At 30.6% G+C, this 19,066-nt stretch carries 16 protein-coding genes; 5 read left to right on the forward strand and 11 right to left on the reverse strand.

From position 1 onward, the window contains the following. The first annotated feature begins 4 nt into the window (after window positions 1–4). Window positions 5–259, forward strand: coding sequence for a phosphopantetheine-binding protein (locus tag JM658_RS06120; RefSeq protein WP_236958363.1), 255 nt, complete (start codon window positions 5–7; stop codon window positions 257–259). Between the two features lie 77 nt (window positions 260–336). On the opposite strand, the gene JM658_RS06125 is transcribed toward JM658_RS06120, so the two are convergent. The 5 genes from JM658_RS06125 to JM658_RS06145 form a co-directional block, all read right to left on the reverse strand. Continuing rightward, complete coding sequence (locus JM658_RS06125; protein ID WP_236958364.1) at window positions 337–738, reverse strand: arsenate reductase family protein; 402 nt, start codon at window positions 736–738, stop codon at window positions 337–339. A 21-nt stretch (window positions 739–759) separates the two neighbouring features. Beyond that, window positions 760–1,065 carry a ribosome hibernation-promoting factor, HPF/YfiA family gene (gene hpf / locus JM658_RS06130; protein ID WP_236958365.1) on the reverse strand — a complete coding sequence of 102 codons (306 nt, stop codon included), beginning with the start codon at window positions 1,063–1,065 and terminating at the stop codon, window positions 760–762. A gap of 220 nt (window positions 1,066–1,285) precedes the next feature. Continuing rightward, complete coding sequence (trxA, locus tag JM658_RS06135) at window positions 1,286–1,585, reverse strand: thioredoxin (RefSeq protein WP_236958366.1); 300 nt, start codon at window positions 1,583–1,585, stop codon at window positions 1,286–1,288. Between the two features lie 53 nt (window positions 1,586–1,638). After that, complete coding sequence (locus JM658_RS06140) at window positions 1,639–1,935, reverse strand: DUF3817 domain-containing protein (RefSeq protein ID WP_236958367.1); 297 nt, start codon at window positions 1,933–1,935, stop codon at window positions 1,639–1,641. A 135-nt stretch (window positions 1,936–2,070) separates the two neighbouring features. Next, a complete protein-coding gene (locus JM658_RS06145) occupies window positions 2,071–3,390 on the reverse strand; it encodes a dipeptidase (protein ID WP_236958368.1) in 1,320 nt (439 codons plus the stop codon). A gap of 273 nt (window positions 3,391–3,663) precedes the next feature. On the opposite strand from JM658_RS06145, the gene JM658_RS06150 reads away from it, so the two are divergent. Beyond that, window positions 3,664–4,173: a peroxiredoxin-like family protein gene (locus JM658_RS06150; protein WP_236958369.1), complete on the forward strand. Its 510-nt coding sequence runs from the start codon at window positions 3,664–3,666 to the stop codon at window positions 4,171–4,173. Window positions 4,174–4,202: 29 nt separating this feature from the next. On the opposite strand, the gene JM658_RS06155 is transcribed toward JM658_RS06150, so the two are convergent. After that, complete coding sequence (locus JM658_RS06155; RefSeq protein ID WP_236958370.1) at window positions 4,203–6,029, reverse strand: SLC13 family permease; 1,827 nt, start codon at window positions 6,027–6,029, stop codon at window positions 4,203–4,205. A 143-nt stretch (window positions 6,030–6,172) separates the two neighbouring features. On the opposite strand from JM658_RS06155, the gene JM658_RS06160 reads away from it, so the two are divergent. From JM658_RS06160 to JM658_RS06170, 3 genes are all read left to right on the forward strand, one after another. Further along, entirely contained in the window at window positions 6,173–7,018 is an 846-nt protein-coding gene (locus JM658_RS06160; protein ID WP_236958371.1) for a formate/nitrite transporter family protein, read from the forward strand. A 125-nt stretch (window positions 7,019–7,143) separates the two neighbouring features. Further along, on the forward strand, window positions 7,144–8,559 hold the full coding sequence (locus tag JM658_RS06165; protein ID WP_236958372.1) for an SDR family oxidoreductase: 1,416 nt from the start codon (window positions 7,144–7,146) through the stop codon (window positions 8,557–8,559). A 48-nt stretch (window positions 8,560–8,607) separates the two neighbouring features. Then, entirely contained in the window at window positions 8,608–9,285 is a 678-nt protein-coding gene (locus tag JM658_RS06170; protein WP_236958373.1) for an SDR family NAD(P)-dependent oxidoreductase, read from the forward strand. Window positions 9,286–10,036: 751 nt separating this feature from the next. On the opposite strand, the gene JM658_RS06175 is transcribed toward JM658_RS06170, so the two are convergent. Genes JM658_RS06175 through JM658_RS06195 form a run of 5 tightly spaced genes read right to left on the reverse strand, consistent with a single transcriptional unit; the run spans window position 10,037 to window position 18,850 of the window. Further along, entirely contained in the window at window positions 10,037–12,412 is a 2,376-nt protein-coding gene (locus JM658_RS06175) for an AIPR family protein (RefSeq protein WP_236958374.1), read from the reverse strand. Continuing rightward, complete coding sequence (locus tag JM658_RS06180; RefSeq protein WP_236958375.1) at window positions 12,405–13,385, reverse strand: PD-(D/E)XK motif protein; 981 nt, start codon at window positions 13,383–13,385, stop codon at window positions 12,405–12,407. The genes JM658_RS06175 and JM658_RS06180 overlap by 8 nt, the downstream gene beginning before the upstream one ends. After that, a complete protein-coding gene (locus tag JM658_RS06185; protein WP_236958376.1) occupies window positions 13,378–16,152 on the reverse strand; it encodes a Z1 domain-containing protein in 2,775 nt (924 codons plus the stop codon). The genes JM658_RS06180 and JM658_RS06185 overlap by 8 nt, the downstream gene beginning before the upstream one ends. Window positions 16,153–16,154: 2 nt before the next feature. Beyond that, complete coding sequence (locus tag JM658_RS06190) at window positions 16,155–17,636, reverse strand: ATP-binding protein (protein WP_236958377.1); 1,482 nt, start codon at window positions 17,634–17,636, stop codon at window positions 16,155–16,157. Continuing rightward, window positions 17,633–18,850 carry a DNA cytosine methyltransferase gene (locus JM658_RS06195; protein WP_236958378.1) on the reverse strand — a complete coding sequence of 406 codons (1,218 nt, stop codon included), beginning with the start codon at window positions 18,848–18,850 and terminating at the stop codon, window positions 17,633–17,635. The genes JM658_RS06190 and JM658_RS06195 overlap by 4 nt, the downstream gene beginning before the upstream one ends. Between the last annotated feature and the right edge of the window lie 216 nt (window positions 18,851–19,066).

A 19,066-nucleotide genomic window follows, 5' to 3' on the forward strand; every position in this document is an offset into this window, starting at 1 on the left:
CGCTATGAATAACGAACATTATGAAAAGTTAAAGGATATCGTAAAGGTATATCTCCCTGAAGATGTCTCTGTAAACGATATTACTGCGGAAAGTAATTTTACTAAAGAACTTAATATCAACTCGGCAAATCTAGTAGATATTGTATTGGATGTAGAAGACACTTTTGATATCATGCTTGAAAATGATGATATGAATAATATGGAAACAGTAAATGATGCTTTGTTGATTATCGATAAAAAATTGAAAGAGAAGCAGTAATACTAGCTCTTTTACAAATTAAAAAAGCGAATCCTAATTGCTTAAGATTCGCTTTTATATATGTTTCACATAATACCTTATGGTATATTAATGTCGGAAGAGTCTGGTTTAATGAGTTTTAATATATCAGAAAAGGTATGTGCCATAACCGCTTTATCTCCTCTAATAGCTATTGGATATACTAATGTTTCTGGGTGCTTATTCAACACTTTTAATGCATCTGTATCGTCCAATTCGACGTTTTCACCAAATAAGTTTGTAAATGCTGGGTGTTCTTTAGAAATAAGTTCTGGAACGGTTTTTCCAACTCTATTTGCAATTTCTACCCATTCGGTATCTGCAATTTTAGTCTTAGTTAAATCGATCGCCAGTACTTTTGCTTCCGAAGAAACTGCATACGCTTGGCATTCTCGACCTAGTTTTGTGCTAGGGTCGAATATAAATGTTATTTGTCGGTCGTCTGTTGCTATGATACTCATCTCTTCCACGTAATGTTATTTTTATTGTTTAGCCTGCATTTTTTCTTTCTTCTTTCTCAGTTGTTTATCGAGATCGTCAGTGGCTTCTGCTATAGACATTTCGAATATCTCATGAGATGCTTCTGCGAATAATCTTGGTCCAGGAACGCTCACACGAATGTTACATATTTTCCCAGTATTTTTAGAAGAGGTATTTTCTGTCTTAAAAAATACATCAGCTCTAACCATAAAATCATACTTATCTAAAAGCTTATTGATTTTTTTTGTTGTCAATTCTTCTAAACGGCTGCTTGCAGCTACGTTGTCGTATTCAAAATTTATCTGCATAGTTATTAGTATTTATTCACGAAAGTGAAGTTAATATTCCTTCAATTCTTTCTCTTGAAGTAACCTTCTTAAAATTACTAAAATTAACGATGCTGATGAAGTAAACTTTGCGTTTTAATAAGAATTTATGAAATCGTTACGCTTGGCAACAAATTAATGGGTTCCGAATTATAAGATTACTTTTAATGCGACTATAAAAAACATTCCTTCCACGGAAGAATTATAAATGTTCTGTAAGTTTTTTTACCAAGTCATTTTTAGAAATCATTCCCGATTGACGCCAAACTGAAGCTCCGTCTTTAAAAATCATAAAAGTAGGCACTCCACGAACTTGAAATCTGCCTGCTAATTCTTGATTCTTATCAACATTTACTTTAATAATATTGATATTGTTTCCCATAGCTTGTTTTACTTCATCTAAAACAGGCATCATTGTTTGACAAGGGCCACACCAATCGGCATAAAAATCTATCAATACAGGTTTATTAACTTCTATAATATCTTTAAAACTACTTTTCATTTTAAGGTCTTTTGTATTTATACGATTAAAACAAACTTTTAGTCGGCAGAAATCTAATTTCCTTGCACTTTATCAGGATGCAAATACTTCTTTTCCATCCAAAATGTACCGAATGGAATAATAGAACACAGTAAAACAATAAATAAGGTTTTATACGACCATTTTAGTCTTTTAAAAAATACGAAAGCCATTACTACATACGTAACGAACAGGATTCCATGTATGTAACCTACAATTTTATTTGGACCTCCCATATCCATTAAATACTTTAATGGCATCGTAATTCCGAATAATAATAAATAAGAAATCCCTTCTAATATACTGATAAGTCTAAAATTCTTGATATTCATTTGTTTGATTTTTATACAAAAATAAAGCACCGAGACGAGTTTCGGTGCTTTAAAGTTGTTAAAGGTATGTTTATTTCTAAATAACCGTTGCTTTATTCGATCTTAGTAAGAAATTAATGATCAAGCTTGTAAACATTAAGCTTCCTCCTGTATTTTTTTGGCTACTTCTTGTACTTCATCTAAAACACGAAGTAGGTTTCCACTCCATAATTTTTCAATTTCCTCTTTACTATAACCACGTCTAACTAACTCTTTTGTAACATTCAAAGTTTCAGAAGCATCATTCCATCCATATATTCCTCCGCCACCGTCAAAATCGGAGCTAATTCCAACATGATCAATGCCAACTTTTTCAATTAAATAATCAATATGATCTACAAAATCTGCAACATCAACAGGGTTTTCACTTGCCTCAAAAGCAGCCACTTTTTCTGCTAGTCCCTTTTTAAAATCTTCATATTTACCAAAATAAAGGGCACTATCATTTTCAGATAAACCTAAAGCATTTTTACGCTCTGCTTCTGTATAACCCGCTTTAGCTCTAGCTTCTTTCTTAAAAGCCTCTAATTTTGACTTATAAATACTGTCTTTTATAACATTTACATACGGCCTAAAAGCTACAGTTTGTACTACGCCACCATTTTCTTTAAGCCACGCTAGTTGCTCGTCATCTAAATTCCTGCTGTGATCACTTAAACCTCTAGCAGAAGAATGAGATGCTATAATTGGAGCTTTGGTAAGCGCTATCATCTGTTTCATAGCTTCTTTTGAAGGATGAGAAACATCGATCATCATTCCATATTTATTCATTTCTGCAATTACTTGCTTCCCTAATTCACTTAAACCATTATTAGGCCATGTATCATCTTTCTCTCCTGTATTAGAGTCTGCTAACTGACTGTGACCTTGGTGAGCAAGCGACATATAACGGCCTCCCAGATCGTAAAATTTCTTAACATTGTTAATATCTGTACCGATAGGATATCCATTCTCAATCCCAATCATAGCCACCTTTTTACCTTTTTTATGAATTCTTCTAACATCATCAGAAGTTAAAGCCAATTCGATTTCATTAGGAGCTATTTCCTCACATAACTTATGGATTGCATTGAACTTAGCCATTGCATTTTCATAAGCTTTCTTATAACCGCTTTCTGTTAGTGAATCTTGCCCTGTGTAAACGATGAACCAAGCCACATCTAAACCACCTTCTTTCATCTTAGGAAGCGTAATCTGTGTATTTAGGTTTTGTGTGTAATTAATAGAATCTGTGAAATTATTAACATTGAAATCACAATGTGTGTCTAGCGTGATTACCTCTTGCTGAATGGCTTTTGCCTTCTCTGTAATTTCAGCTTCTGATAAGGATGATTTAGGGGTCGGATTTTCTGCTTTTTTACATGAAAATGACAGCGCAATAAGTAGCACTAAGAGGGGTTGTGTAGTTTTTATCATTAGTTTTAGTTTTATAGCTCCGTAAATTAAAATTATAAACTTAACCTACCAAATCTTCCGTAGAAAGAAAGGCTACTTATAAAGAAAATGTAATTTTTAAAGCACTATTTTAAGAGGATAGAAATTCTGGACTTATATATTCAGGATTGTTAAATCGTTCTTTATGCCCTACAAATTACCCTTAATTATATGTTAAATGGGGTTTAGTCTGTTGATTTCTATTGCTTTTAGTGTAAGTTCATTAGATAATCAAATTAAATAAAAAAGTATAGTATGTTAATTCCAACAAAGAAAGTACCTAATTTAAAAGTAGCATTAACAAATGGTGATCAATGGGAGTTGAGTTCTCAATTAGGAGAGAATTTTACGATGATTGTTTATTACAGAGGTTTACATTGTCCAGTTTGTAAAAACTATTTGGAGGATTTAGCGAAGAAACTAGAAGATTTTAAAGAACGCGGAGTGAATGTAATTGCTGTAAGTGCAAATACTAAAGAGCTTGCTATTGAAACTACAGAAAAATGGAGAATTCCGGGGTTAACTCTTGGATATGGAATGAGTATTGAAGAGGCTCGAGAATGGGGTCTTTATGTTTCTAATGGTATTTCAGACAAAGAGCCGAAAACATTTTTTGAGCCTGGATTGTTTTTAATTCTTCCAGACCAAACATTATACGCATGTTCTTTACAGTCTATGCCGTTTGCTAGACCTGAATTTAAAGATGTTCTAAATGCGATTAGCTACGTAAATAAAACTGGATATCCAGCAAGGGGAGACGCTTAAAAACATTTAAATCCAATCAGAGCACTTATTTACGCATCGGGGAGCATATTTCCGAGTAGGAGCGAGGCTACAATCCATAAGATTATAGACAATATTCCTCCAATAATTAAAAAGTGCTTGAACTTATAAAGTCCGAGTCCGTAAATAAGTGTATTTGTTTGGTAACCTAAAGGTGTAAAAAAGCTAAAGTTTGCCGAAAATAGTACAGCTAGTATAAAAGGTTTCAGTGGTAAATTACTGGCTGTGGCTAATGAAATAGCTATTGGAGTCATTATTATTGCCGTGGCATTGTTGGAGATAATTCCACTTAAAAGCATGGTAAATAAAAAGATGAGTCCGATGATAATGGTAGGCTGCTTTCCAGAAATTAATTCTAATAACTGAGTAGAAACCCAAACATCGGCGCCGCTATTATTCATTGCAATTCCTAAGGGAATCATTCCCGCTAATAAGAAAATTATCTCCCAGTTTATATTTTGATATACTTTGCTGAGCTCTGTACAATTAAACATCAGCAGAAGGAAACATCCTGTTAAAGAACTCGCCAAAATAGTAAGCACTCCCGATGCTGCTAAACCAATTACAGTTAAAAGGATACAAAGAGTAAGTACTTTTTTATAGTTTGGAACGGATGCATAAGAAGTGTGTTCTTGTAAAACAGCCATATTATCTATCGTAGAAAAGTCTGCCAAACGATCTTTTGGAACCTCTACCAATAAACGATCGCCAACTTTGAGTTTTATCCTATCTGGATTTGTATTTAATAATTTATCCTTTACATTCTGAATATTCTTTCTTCGTTTTATCGCCAATGGTAAACCTCCATTGATCATTTTTCCTTTCAATTCGTTTATAGAACGCTTTAATAGTGGAGCTCCAGGAAGCATTAATAACTCTACAAAAGCATTCTGCTTAGAATCAAATTCATTGCTATTTTCTTCATCATCTGAAGTTTGATCGTTGGAAACCTTATAATTATTGATGATAATCCCTTCTGTATCTTTAATTTTCACCAAGCTATCCATATTACAAGAGAGTAGGAGCTTATCTCCTTTTCTTAAGGTGATATATTTTCCTGGCGATTTATTGGAAATACCATTCCTAGTGAGTTTTAATAATGAAATTCCGGGATCATCAAATAAAAAAGTATCCATAATCTTTTTATCGATTAATTCTGAAGAAGCATCAAACTCTATACTCGTAAGATATTGATCCAATTCATATTCTTTATTCAAATTATTAGAAGTATCCCACGGAAGGAGGAAAGAAGTTAGTGTTACAAATACAATTCCGATAGCTAGAAATATAAGTCCATATTCAGAAAATTCGAAAAAAGTAAAGCGTTCTGCTCCAAATTTTGCAGCTACAGAATTCACTATTAAATTCGTAGATGTCCCCATTAAAGTGCAACTCCCTCCTAAAATTCCCGCAAAAGAAATAGGAAGTAACAGTTTGGAGCGTGGAATATTATATTTTATGGAAAGCTCTGTTAGAATCTTAATAAATACAATTACCACGGCTGTGGTACTTATAAATGCTGAAATAGTTCCAGAAATAGTCATAAACACAGGAATCAGCAGTAAAACAGGTAATGTTTTGAATCTTTTGAGTCCGTTTGCCAGCCAGTTAATAATTCCATTTTGCTCCAAAGCAATGGCGATAATCATCAAACAGAGAACTGTAATTGTGGCGCTATTTGAAAACCCACTTACCGCTTCTTCAGGTGAAATCACTCCAAATAATAATAAGCTTACGATTATAAAAAAGGCGATTTTATCTACCGGGAAAATTTCAAAAGCAAAAAATATCACGACGAGAAGTAATACTGCAAAAACATATATAATTTCGATAGACATCAATAAGTGTGTTAAGTTGGTTACTTAAAGATATTTCAATTTCTGATTCATATCTCTACCCTTTTTATAATTTTAACAATCTTTTATTTAATTTTCATGTAAACTAATACTACATTTAGTTCCAAGCCATCTAAATATAAAACATGAGCGAAGAAGAGAAGAAGAAACAAGAAGATATTGATAATGAGCTGCATAATTCTAAGAAATCCGATGATAATTCTGCAAAGAGTCATGGTGAGATTTTGGTAGAACAGATCTGCGAAGGACAAGAAATATACAAAAGAAGTACTAGCAGTATTCTCTTGAGCTCCTTAGCAGCGGGACTTGAAATAGGTTTTAGCTTTTTAATGATCTGCTCTGTTTTTTATTTTTTTGATGGAAAAGTAGCCGAAGATTCGCTTTTTAAAATAATAGCTTTAGTATATCCGATAGGATTTATATTAGTCGTTCTGGGGCAATCGATTCTATTCACCGAACAAACATCACTACTTACATTACCAGTACTTAACAAAAAACATTCCGTAGGAAGCTTAATGCGACTTTGGGGACTTGTAATAATAGGAAACTTAGTTGGAGGATGGATTATAGCCTTGTTTTTAAGTTGGATAGGTCCGGAATTAGGTATTTTCGATACAGCTACAATTAATAAAATAGGGGAGCATGTAACAGATTTCAGCGGACTCGTAATTGTATCTAGTGCTGTGTTAGCAGGATGGTTAATGGGATTATTATCTTGGCTCATTACATCTTCTAAAGACACCGTTAGTAGAATTATTATTATTTATGTAATCACTTCCATGATGGCCTTTACAGGGCTTCACCATAGTATTATTGGAAATATCGAAGTCTTTTCTGGTTTATTAAGCTCTCCAAATATTCATTTTTATGATTATTTTAAATTTCAAAGTTTAGCATTATTAGGAAATGCTTTAGGAGGTGCTTTTTTTGTGGCGCTTTTAAAGTATAGAGCATTTGTTTATAACGTATAATTCTTAAACCTAAATAGTTTAATCTATGATTTTCATACATTAAACTATTTTGTTTAACTTTTTTGATAATTTAGTTAAACAATTTTGTAACTTTATAATGACATTATACTAAATAAGTTGTCGTTATGAAGATTCTAATCACTGGAACCACGGGATATATAGCAAAGAGGCTAGTGCCAAAGCTTATAAATGCTGGGCATAATCTTGTTTGTTGTGTTAGAGACCTAAATAGGATTCCAGATGATATGACTCATAATAAGCAGATTACATTTCTGAAAGTTGATTTCACAAACATAGAAAATGTAATTATTCCTAAAGATATTGATATTGCCTATTATCTGATTCACTCTATGAGTGCTGCCACAAATAATTTCAGTGATTTAGAAGAACAATGTGCTAAAAACTTCAAAACGTTATTACAACAAACTAACTGTAAGCAGGTCTTATATTTAAGTGGAATTGTAAATGATGCTACTTTATCAAAGCATTTAAAATCTAGACTAAAGGTAGAAGAAACATTAGCTTCAGAAACATATGCATTGACCACCTTTAGAGCTGGGATTATTGTAGGAAGTGGAAGCGCATCCTTTGAAATAATAAGGGATATTGTAGAGAAACTACCGGTAATGGTAGCTCCAAGGTGGTTAAATACTAAAACACAGCCTATAGGAATTCGAGATGTATTAAACTTTTTAGAGAAAGCTATTGCCCGTAAAGAAGTGTATAACAAATCTTTCGATATCTGCGGACCAGAAATTCTTACTTATAAAGAAATGCTTTTAAAATTTGCGGAAATCCGTGGTTTTAAGCGCTATATAATTACATTACCCGTTTTAACCCCAAAACTATCCTCTTATTGGTTGTATTTTGTTACATCTACCTCTTTTAATTTAGCAAAAGCCTTGGTTGATAGCATGAAAGTAGAAGTGATAGCCAAACCAAGCGATATAAATTCGATATTAGATATCGATCCTTCTTCTTATGAAGTAGCTGTAGTTTTAGCCTTTCAAAAGATTGAGCAAAATGAAGTTGTTTCTAGCTGGAAAGATGCGATTAGCAGTGGTTTATTTCACGATCAGTTGAGTCAACACATTCAGGTTCCAAAATATGGTTGTTTTATGGACCTTAGAGTTAGAGAAGTTCATGACGAAGCATATACAATGGATAAAATCTGGTCTATAGGCGGAAAAAATGGATGGTATAGTTATAATATGCTTTGGAAAATACGTGGTTATATTGATAAAATTTATGGAGGAGTGGGGCTCCGACGTGGCAGAACAAACGATCATTACTTAGAAGCTGGAGATGCATTGGATTTTTGGCGGGTCTTATTAGCTGATAAACAAGAAAAACGCTTGTTGCTATATGCAGAAATGAAACTTCCAGGAGAAGCTTGGTTGGAATTTAAGATAGCAAAAGGGAAGTTATATCAAAGAGCTGTATTTAGACCAAGAGGAATTTGGGGACGTTTATATTGGTATTCTGTATTGCCATTTCATGCTTTTGTCTTCAAAGGAATGATAAATAATCTAGTTAATTAAACACTTTTATAAGATTGTAACTATATCAATTGATAAAATAAAGATATTATGAAAACAATATTAGTTATTGGCGGAAGTAAAGGAATAGGGAAAGCCATTATAGAATTACTTATTGAAACACATAAAATTATAAATTTTAGTAGAAGTGAACCTATTTTACATAATAATCTAACACACCATAATCTAGATGTGCTTACAGATGAATTACCGACGATTGAAGCGTTAAACGGATTGGTATATTGTCCAGGAAGTATTCAGTTAAAACCGTTTAAAAGGCTTGATATGGAAGCTTTTAATGTAGATTTTAGAATTAATGTGCTTGGAGCTGTGCGTTGTATCCAAGAATATACAAAAGCTTTAAAGCAAGGTTCAGGAAGTGTTGTTTTATTTAGTACCGTAGCCACAAAATTAGGAATGCCATTTCATTCGAGCGTATCGGCTAGTAAATCTGCCGTAGAAGGATTATCAAAATCTTTGGCTGCAGAATATGCAACACAGATTAGATTTAATTGTATTGCGCCAACAGTTACGGATACACAATTGGCAGAAAAGTTATTGCGTAATGATAAGCAACGTGAATCGATGATGATGCGCCATCCTTTAAAACAATATCTCCAACCAAAAGAAGTGGCCGAATTAGCAGCTTATTTATTATCAGATTCTTCTAAAGCAATTTCAGGACATGTTTTTCCAATAGACGCAGGATTATCCAGTTTAAAGATTTAATCGTAGTTTTTATATAAAGTAGGGGTTTTAAATAATTCTATTTTACATAATATAAATTATAGAACATTTTATAACACTTAGCACAAAAACGCTTTTGAGCGATATTTGACATAATTAATGATATATCGCCTTTAGGATTATATCTAGTAGTTATGTACACGCTAATTGTCGTTTCGTTAGAATAATTTAGAAGTGTAGCTATAATTAGCCGTTATGTAAAATTGCCACTACCAAGTGCCTGACTGCCGACAGGCAAGCTCGATTGCCTTTTAAAAATGATTATGATATCGTATTAATTTTTTTAAACACAATTTCCAACCGCTTTGCCAGCGCCTAAAAAAAAGCTAGCTTTTAGATGTTATTGAAATTTTGCATATACGAGGAAATCTTCGTTTTATTTTTTTTAGGATATTCTCGTATCGTTGCCACAAGAGCTTAAATTTTAAGAAATATAAAATTCTAAGCACTTGTTCTATTTAGAATTACTATTAATCTTTTTTAAATGTTTTATTATCTTTTTGTCTTGATACAAAAAGAAACAAAAAAATCAAGGCTGCACAAACCTTTGGAAACAATGTACGGCTCAATCGCTATATTTTAGAAAACATTGGAACTAGTTAAGATTGCTATGAACTCGCTTTAAACCTTGTTATTATTAAGACTATGTATTACTAAACCTCTAAAATATACACGCTCATTCGCCTATTGTTTTAACCAAAGTTTTCTGAGGCCATTTAAAATCTAACTTAGTTTAAACTTTAATTCCAAATTTTTTAATCTTATCTAAAGCATCATTTACAATTTGTAATCTTCTGAGGTCTATGTTTTCTTGTTTTTTAATTCTAGTTATAACAGTTTTTATTATACTTATTTCTTTGAAGCTTAATTTTCCAGTTTGTTCTCCTATAGCAATTACTTTTTTCCAAGTATCGTTTTCAACAAGTTTTAACCTGTTGTAAATTGAAATTGGGTCAATTAAATCTCTTTCTTCGAGTTTACTCAACTTAATAATTGAATCAAAATCTATGCTTTCATTTTTTAACAAATCTATTATTTCACTTCCTTTAGAAATTTCAAGTTCAGTTAAACTGCCATTTCTTTTTAGTTTACCTCGAATATTTGATACATAATTTTGTTGTACAATAGAAAGTGTATCTGTATTTATATTGTAAAAGCATAGTCCATCCCAAAAACGCAAACCTAAAGATGTGATTTTTTCTAAGGCGTTATATTTTTTTGTTTCTGCAATTTGGTCAATATCTGTTTCATACCTTAATTTAAAGTCCTTATCAGAAATCAAATATTTTTTTATTACATCTAAGTTTACAGGATGCTTAGTTATACTCTTTAATTTATCCCAATTTTTTTCACTTTTCGCAGCTTCACTAATTAATAATACATTCAAATTGGTAAAAAACTCATAAACAAAAATTAGAAGTTTTTTTAGCTCTATTTGAAATTCTTCACTTATATGTTGTTCATTCCAAATTTTACCTAAATCTAGTTTATTATTTGTTATGAAATGCAAGTATGATAATGCATAAGCAACTGTATGTGATTTAATATTTGTATCTCCTATTGGATCTTGATTTTTTCTACCAAAAAGTTTATCTGTAGCCTTAAAAAGTATTGCATTTGCAATAATATCTTCCCAATATATTTTATTTGGTTTTTTCTTTTTAAATTCTTTTTCTACATCACGCAAAAAAGCATTATAATTTTTTTGAGCACCTTTCGAAACATGATAAGGTTGTAGTTTCCAAAGATTCATATATTTTGAAACTTCCGATTTGATAATTAATTGATGCCTTGGGTATTTAAGTTTGAAAGCGTTCTGTTTGCTTTTAGTAGGTTCTTTGTTCAAGGCTTCTCTATACTGACCTTTAACTCTCTCAAAAAACCAAATAGATTGTTTATTCTTATCATCAACATCTATAGCAAAAGTAGTTCTAGATAATTCTTCAAGTCGAATTAAAAAAGGATTATTCGAAGTTAAATCTAGTTCAGAAACCTTATTTTGACTATTTGCATATCTTGAAATAAATGGAACCGTTTCATTTTTCTTTTCCTCATTTTTAATAACTGTCAATTTCATTTGAACAAAAACATCCGAAATATCTGCTTCCTTATATTTTTTAGCAGTATGAAATAGTGACGCTGTTGTTTGTCCTCCATTTACTATTTGAAAATCTTTAACTGAAACCAAAACTAATTGATTTTTATCGTTTAGTTTAGTCTTCACTTCTTGCGAAGTTGCTGCAAGACCATTGTTATAAGGTAAAAACATATGAGGTTCAAACCTAATTGTATCACGAATTCCTCTGTTAACTTTACCTGTCTGTTGCAAAAATGCTCTAACATTACTTTCCAGTAATCTAGTTCCATAATTTCTGTACATCGTTGCTAATACTGAACCTGGAACTATTGCAAGATAACATTCGTATAATTCGTTTTTCGAAGGCATTTCCAAACAGGGAATTACTTCACCAATAATTTCTTCAAAATCTATTTCAATCGGTTCTCGATTTCCAGTTGATTGTGAAAGCCTATGTAAACGCTCAACATCCCAGATTTTAAAATTTATTAATACATCTTCTAAATTTTTTAATTTGAAATTTGAAGGAGGATCATGAGGAATATCTCCATTTGATAAAATAAAAATATTGACACGTATTATTTTCTTAAATTCTTTTTTTAAAACTGTTGCTAACCCATAAGCTTCTGTTGAAGGTTCTATTTCATCGAGATAGCCTTTTAAAGCTGCATTGATAAACCCTGTTGACCATTTTAAGAACTTGTCAAAATCACTTTTTGTAACTCTGTAAAGTTGGTTTGTATCTTTATAAGAAGAAATGAAAATATCTATGTTTTCATAGCCTTCTTCCAAAGCATATCCATTTATTTTGAATTGAATATTTTCATTTTTATTTTCTTTAATATAATGGCATAACCTTACTCCTTCAGTTTCACCAGCTTCAGTTAATGTCTCCATAACATGTTCTGTGAATTTATTCTCTTTGGAATCACCATTTTCATCAGAATAAACTAAAGATTGGACTTCATTATATAAATTCTGGATAAATAAAGCCAATTCAAAATCTGAATTGTTAGTTTTATTATTAGTCATCTAATATTTCATTTAGAATTTCTGTAAATGTGATTTCAAAATTTATACAATATCCTAAATCAATACCATACGATATTTTTGAAATTGATTCATTTACCATTAATGCAGTTATTTTTGGAAACTCAGAAGTCACATTATAATATTTCTCATCCCTTATAAGATAGCCGATTTCATTATATTCAACCTCTAATTCAGGAAAAACACCGAGATTAATCAATTTTACATTAAAAACATTTAACAAATCTATATCACTATTTAATAACAAGCGAATATCGTTTATGAGACTTAACAAAGTAGTTCCGTCTGGAAATTCATATAATTTATAAAAGGCTATAAAAAGTTTGTCTAATCCTGAAATATCTAATTGATATTCACTTGAAATTTTAATTGTTTGTGAATTTGAAATTGAAGTTTTTACTTCAATAGCTTTAGCATTAGTATAAAAATCCTGATTAGTACCATTTGGAGCTTTCCAAGCATTTATAATTTGTATATAATTATTTTCTTTTAATACTTTATTTAAAAAATATAATTCACCAAAAAGCCCTCTTTGTTGTTGTGGCGTTAAAAGGTTTGTTGAAAACTTTTCAAATAATTTTTTCCAATAATTAATTCGCTTTGATATAATATTAAGCGCAATTTCAGAATTATTAATATCCAATAATGAGTTTATAATATCTTCAATAAATACAATAAAAATATCAGTTAATTCATCGTCTAAAAGGATTATGGCTAACTCTTTTTTATTATTTGAACTAGGTATAATTTGTACTTCTACACCTATAAAACGTTTCAAATAATTCTGATGGATATTAATATTAGAATCTAATTCAAGGAGGAATATTTTCGCATTTGAAAAAGTAATTGTGCCTATAAAACATGTTAGTCCAGAAACCTGAACAACACGCTCCCGAAAAACTTTGTTTTTGGAGGCATTTAGTTGACTATCCCAAATATCTTTTATGCTATTCATCTATATCATCATCTTCTTGAGAGTATTCAAAATCAGGGTTTATTGGCCTTGCTGCAAATTCTACTTTTCTCTCATTAGTAAATTCTGGTATAATTACTCCAAAACCAACCAACGGAATATTTTCATCTAAATCTGGAGAAATTCTAGGGTCAAATGGAACTATGACCAATAAAGGTGTTTGTGAGTTTTTCCTTCTTTCCTTTATTTCATTTTCAGATGGAGTTGCTTCTTCGAAATTTAAATCAACCATTCTTGCTCTTTTATCAAGAATAGCATTTTTACCATTCTTAACTGACAATTCATTCTTTCCATCGTCAAAATTTCTTGCAGGTAAACCACCATTTATGATTTTATCTTTCAGAATAAAGTCATGCTTTAATGTTTTTAAACCATTAATGATTTCTGCTTTAGCTGTTACTTTATTTCTAGAATTTAGTATTACTGCTAAATTCCAATTGTCTAAACTCCCTTGATTACTTTGAGCGGTTATATAATTGCAAAGAGTATCCAAATCATGATAGTTCTGCTGATATGATTCTAAAAATGTTACAATTTTTGATGCTGAAATATTATTCCAAAGTAATTCATTTACTTCTTGTCTATTAGGTTCAGATAATGTGTTTAATAGAAATGCAAAACTGTCATAATTGCTTTTTACAATTTTAGAATCTTTATTGAAAATAAAAGTTTGCTTTGTTTGACCTGAAAAACCAACATTAATTACTTCATGTTCTCGCATTTTTGCAGCACTAGTTATTTGTAATCTATTAATAGCGACCATTTCTGGATGTGTTCTCACTTTTAATTGATAATGAGATGGCGTTTTGTTTTGTGATGCCATATTATTAAAATCCACTTTCATTTCTTCTGTAGCTAAAGTAATATGCCTATACCAATTTATTAATTGCTCTGTTGTATATAAACGACATAAATCTGCATAACCAGGGCGATAACCAAACCATCTACCCATTTGCATTAATGAATCATAAAGACGTGTAGCTCTTAAATAATAACTTACAGATAATCCTTCAAGTGTAATTCCTCTTGCAAGTTTATTACCACCAACAGCAATAACTGACATACCATTATCATAAGAGTTATAGTTTATTTCTTCTATTTTATGATATTCTAAATTTCTTGTATCCTTAGTGCCATGAACGGCTCTAACCTCAATTTTTGTAACAGCATCAATTAATGCAGATTTTAGCTCTTCCCAAGAATGTTGCTTAATCTTATGATCATTATAAGAAATATTAATTAAGACATTATCTGTAGTTGGAATAAAATCATCTTCAAAAAGTTCTTTTAATTCATTTAATAAAGTTCCTTGACCAGATCTTATTTGTAAAGTATAATCTCTCAATATTTCATTAACCAACCAAGCTATTCTATCAATCCATGCAACATATAAGGCTACATGAACTAACATTGAATTGTGCTTCTTTTCCTGTCCACGCAATCTTCTAATCGCACAAGTAAGAATAAATGATTTTATTGCTTTTTTAAGGCTATTAGGTACATCGTTAGGTAAATCCTCTTTGTTTAATCTATTTATTCTTCGAGGGAAATAAGGTTCTTGGTCTTCAGTTTGTCTAATTGTATCAAATCCTTGAACTTCTTCAGAGGTTTCTTCATTATTATATCCGAAAACTTGTATTGCTCCTATATAATTTGAAGGTGGAGGAATATTAACTATGAAATCTCTAGGAAATAAATCTTCACCTACTTTAAGCTGAATGTCTTTTACAACAGTTTCAAGATTTTCACTCCATGAAGCAGGTATAAAAATGTTTGCATAAGGTGTAGCAGTATATCCTATAAATGTATTCTGATTAAATAAGTTTAATAGTGTTCTAATTAATCTATTTATTGTTCTTACATCAAGTTCAGTTCCAGAATTAACTGAAGCATTATCTGCTTCATCATCAATTAATAATAAAGGTATATCGAATATTTTTCTATCACCATTTTCACTTTCTTTTGAAAATTGATACAGCCATAGAATCAAGTTTTCTAATATGCTTTTATTCTTTTTAATTACTAAAACCGTTGGACTATTTCCACCAATTGGCACATTGATACTTGTTGCGATTTTTCTATTAAAATCTCCTTTATTATCAGATGATGTAAATGAATATATTTCGGTTTCTGCTTTTATTTTACCAACTCCAATTTTATGTTTTTGTTTTCTTAGAATAAAATCTGAACTATTTCTTCCAATATAACCTTCATCAATACGGAGTTGTGTTTGTGCTCTTAAACTATTGTGTATTCCAGCAATAACAATAATTAGTTTATATCCTGCATCTGTGGCTTTATTTATTAAACCTGTATAATTAGCTGTTTTTCCAGATTGTACATTTCCAACAACCATACCTCTTCTATCCCAACGACCTTTTATTTTTGGGTTAACACATTTATCTAATATTTTATCTGTAATATCATCTAGTGTATCAATTGGAAAAGAAGAATCTTTCTGATTCATATAGATTTTATATCTATTCCATAGTTCAGGATTAATTTTTGATTTCTCGTTATATAGCCAAGGTTTTACATCTTCAGCAACCAACAAAGTTGCTTCTTTTGAATAAACCTCAAAATCAGCTTCAAGTTCACTTACTAGTTCCTCTCTATTTAGATCAATAAAATCAGGCATAAGAATGATATTATCAATTGCTTGATTTATTATATCATTTGTTATTTCTTTTCTATCATAATTTCCCAGAAGTATATGTGCTATATTTTTTGCGCTTTGAATTTGACTCATAATTATTTGAAGTATTCTAAAAGTTGTGGATATTCATTAAAAGGTTGAATATTAAAAATTTGTTTTATAGCAATTTCATTGCTAGTTCCTCCTTTTTTCAATGATTCAAACATCATTTGTGCTAACTTTATAGTTCCCGATTCTAATTCTTTAGATTCGTTTCTTAATTCTACACTTTCAGGGTTTTCGCTATAATTCTGTATTATAGATTCAACTGGTGTATTTTCTCCAATAAGTTTAAAAATTGATTTTAAACTTTTATTTGTTACTGACTCTGATTTTAACTCTTTAGCTAAAATTGGATGTTCTTCATTTATATAATAATTAATTGCTCCATCACGTTGTTTTTTAGCTTTCCAAATTGGTTGAAAATCAAAACTAGTAATTGAATCATCTAACATTATTTGATTCCCTCTGAAACGATATATGTTAGATGCTGTTTGCCTAGTCATTTTTCCCAAACGAACTAAATCTTTTCTAATTAAAATTGAAGGTGTTGCAGTTGCTTTTTTTATATCAATTTTCCATTCATGGTCAAGTTTATTTGGAATATCAACTAATATTCTTGCATTTTTATAGTGTTCATTTTTTGTGAAAATACCAAGCCAATCACCATAAAGTAAAAGACGTTCATTTCTATAAATGTAAAATCCTTGTAGTTTATACCAATCCTCAGTTTTGGCTTTCTTCCTATCCTCTTCATTAATTTTAGAAATATGAGGCAATACATAACATTTAATACGAACATTATCATTTTCTAAAAGTTCGTCACATACTAATTGACTACCTTCTTCCTCTTTCATAAATGGATCCCAAGGTTTAATAGGAATTCCATTTATCCATAGTTTAATTTTTCTTTTTTCTAAATATCGATGAAAAACTAAACTCAGATGCTCTTCTACTAATGCAAATTCTTCTAAAAAAACTCTTCTAGCTGCTTCATTTTCTATGTGAGAATTACCAACAAGTCTATCTAGTTTTTCCCAAATAACTATAGTTCCACTTTTTTCTTTAGATAATTCTTCAACCAAATTTTGATTTGAAATGTAATCAAGCAATGACCATTTCCCAGTTTTATTTACAAAATCTAAATCCCAACATCTTTTTAAAGTTTTATATTCACTTTTTTTAGTTACAACAGTTAAAACTTTACATTGTGAAAAAGATGAAGTTTTCAATCCAAGACCAAACCTTCCTAGATCAGATTCTTCTCTTTCATCATTCGGGTCTTTACTTCCAGGTGTCATCGCCTTGACTAAGGAATCTTTGTCCATTCCTTCTCCATCATCTTTGATTGTAACGATTGAATTTTTTCCTAACCATTCATAATTAATCCATACATTTTCAGCTTTAGCAGATATGCTGTTGTCAATAATATCCGCAATTGCTGTTTGTAAATTATAGCCAAATGCTCTGAAAGTATTAATCATTGCACTAGCCTCTGGAGGTGTTTCTTCAGAAATGTAGTCGGAATATTTTGTCATATTTTATTCATTATCGCATTCGCAATCTTTTCTGCCATTAATGGAGGGACTGCATTGCCAATTTGTTTAAAAGCTGCACTTCTTCCACCCTCAAAAAAGAAATCGTCAGGGAATGATTGTATTCTTGCAGCTTCTCTAACAGATAATGAACGAACTTGTTTAGTATCAGGATAAATATAATGATGACCATCTTTAGCTATGTGAGCTACCATAGTATGAGAAAACCCATTTGGGTCAACTACTTTAAATCTATCTACAAAGGATTTTTCATTTTTGTGAGTTTTTAATTCACTTGGTAAATCAGGATATTTTAATCGCTCTTTCTTTTGCCATTTTTCAATTGCAATCTTGTAAATTTCTAAGTCTCTATGATTATGAGGTCGAGCAATGTGTTGAGATACAAAATCAACTCCATTTCGTAATTCAAATTGATTTAGATATTCAGTTGTATTTGTTTTGTATTTAGTAATGTTTTTTTGCTCTCCTGGTTTGAGTTTTTTTAAATCTGTTAGTATATCTCTAACTTTAAAATTATGTTTAATTTCATCTAAAATTGGATATTCAAATTCTATATCTTTTCTCCAACCAATTAAAATCACTCTCCTTCTTTTTTGAAGTACTCCAAAATCTTCTGAATGCTGTATTTTATAATCTAAATTATAACCTATTGAACGAAAATATTTTTGCATGTTTTTAAAGTACATGCCTTTTTCTGCTGATATAAGACCTAATACGTTTTCAAAAACAAATGCTTTTGGTCTATAATTTTTTAAAAATTTAGCATATTCTTTATAAAGGAAATTTCTAGGATCATTTTTCATTCCTTTTTCATCTCTTGCTCTTCCTACCAATGAATATGCCTGACATGGTGGACCACCAATAACCAAATCAATTTCGTTATTACCGGCTAATTTATCTATCTTATCAAAGATGATTTTATTGTATTTGCCACCAATTCCAATATTTAAAACTGATTCTGATAAAAATTTATCTCCAAATTTTGAAATAAAATTTTCACGAGTTATTTTATCATTTAAATAATCATTGTAATGGTCTAAATTATTTTCATGTTTTAGTTTGTGATAAACTAATCTTGTTTCTAAAGTATTACATGCATGAGAGTCTAACTCAACATGAGCAATAGGATTAAAACCAGCCTTAATAAAGCCTTCAGAAAGTCCACCAGCACCTGAAAATAAGTCAATAAAATTCATAAGGTGAATATACTAATAATATAAGTTTTTGCAATATTTTCTTATTGAATTATTAACACATTTATCCACTGCACAAACATACCCACTTCCCTCCTACATCCTCGCATAAAAAAGTGTTTATTCATAGTTTTTTATTTTATCAGCGAAGTTCATGCATCTCACATACGCGAAGTCATTAACATTGCAGAAGATACTTTCAAAAACAAACAACTTTAA

This window comes from Joostella atrarenae (genome assembly GCF_021764745.1).
GTDB classification, from domain to species: Bacteria; Bacteroidota; Bacteroidia; order Flavobacteriales; family Flavobacteriaceae; genus Galbibacter; species Galbibacter atrarenae.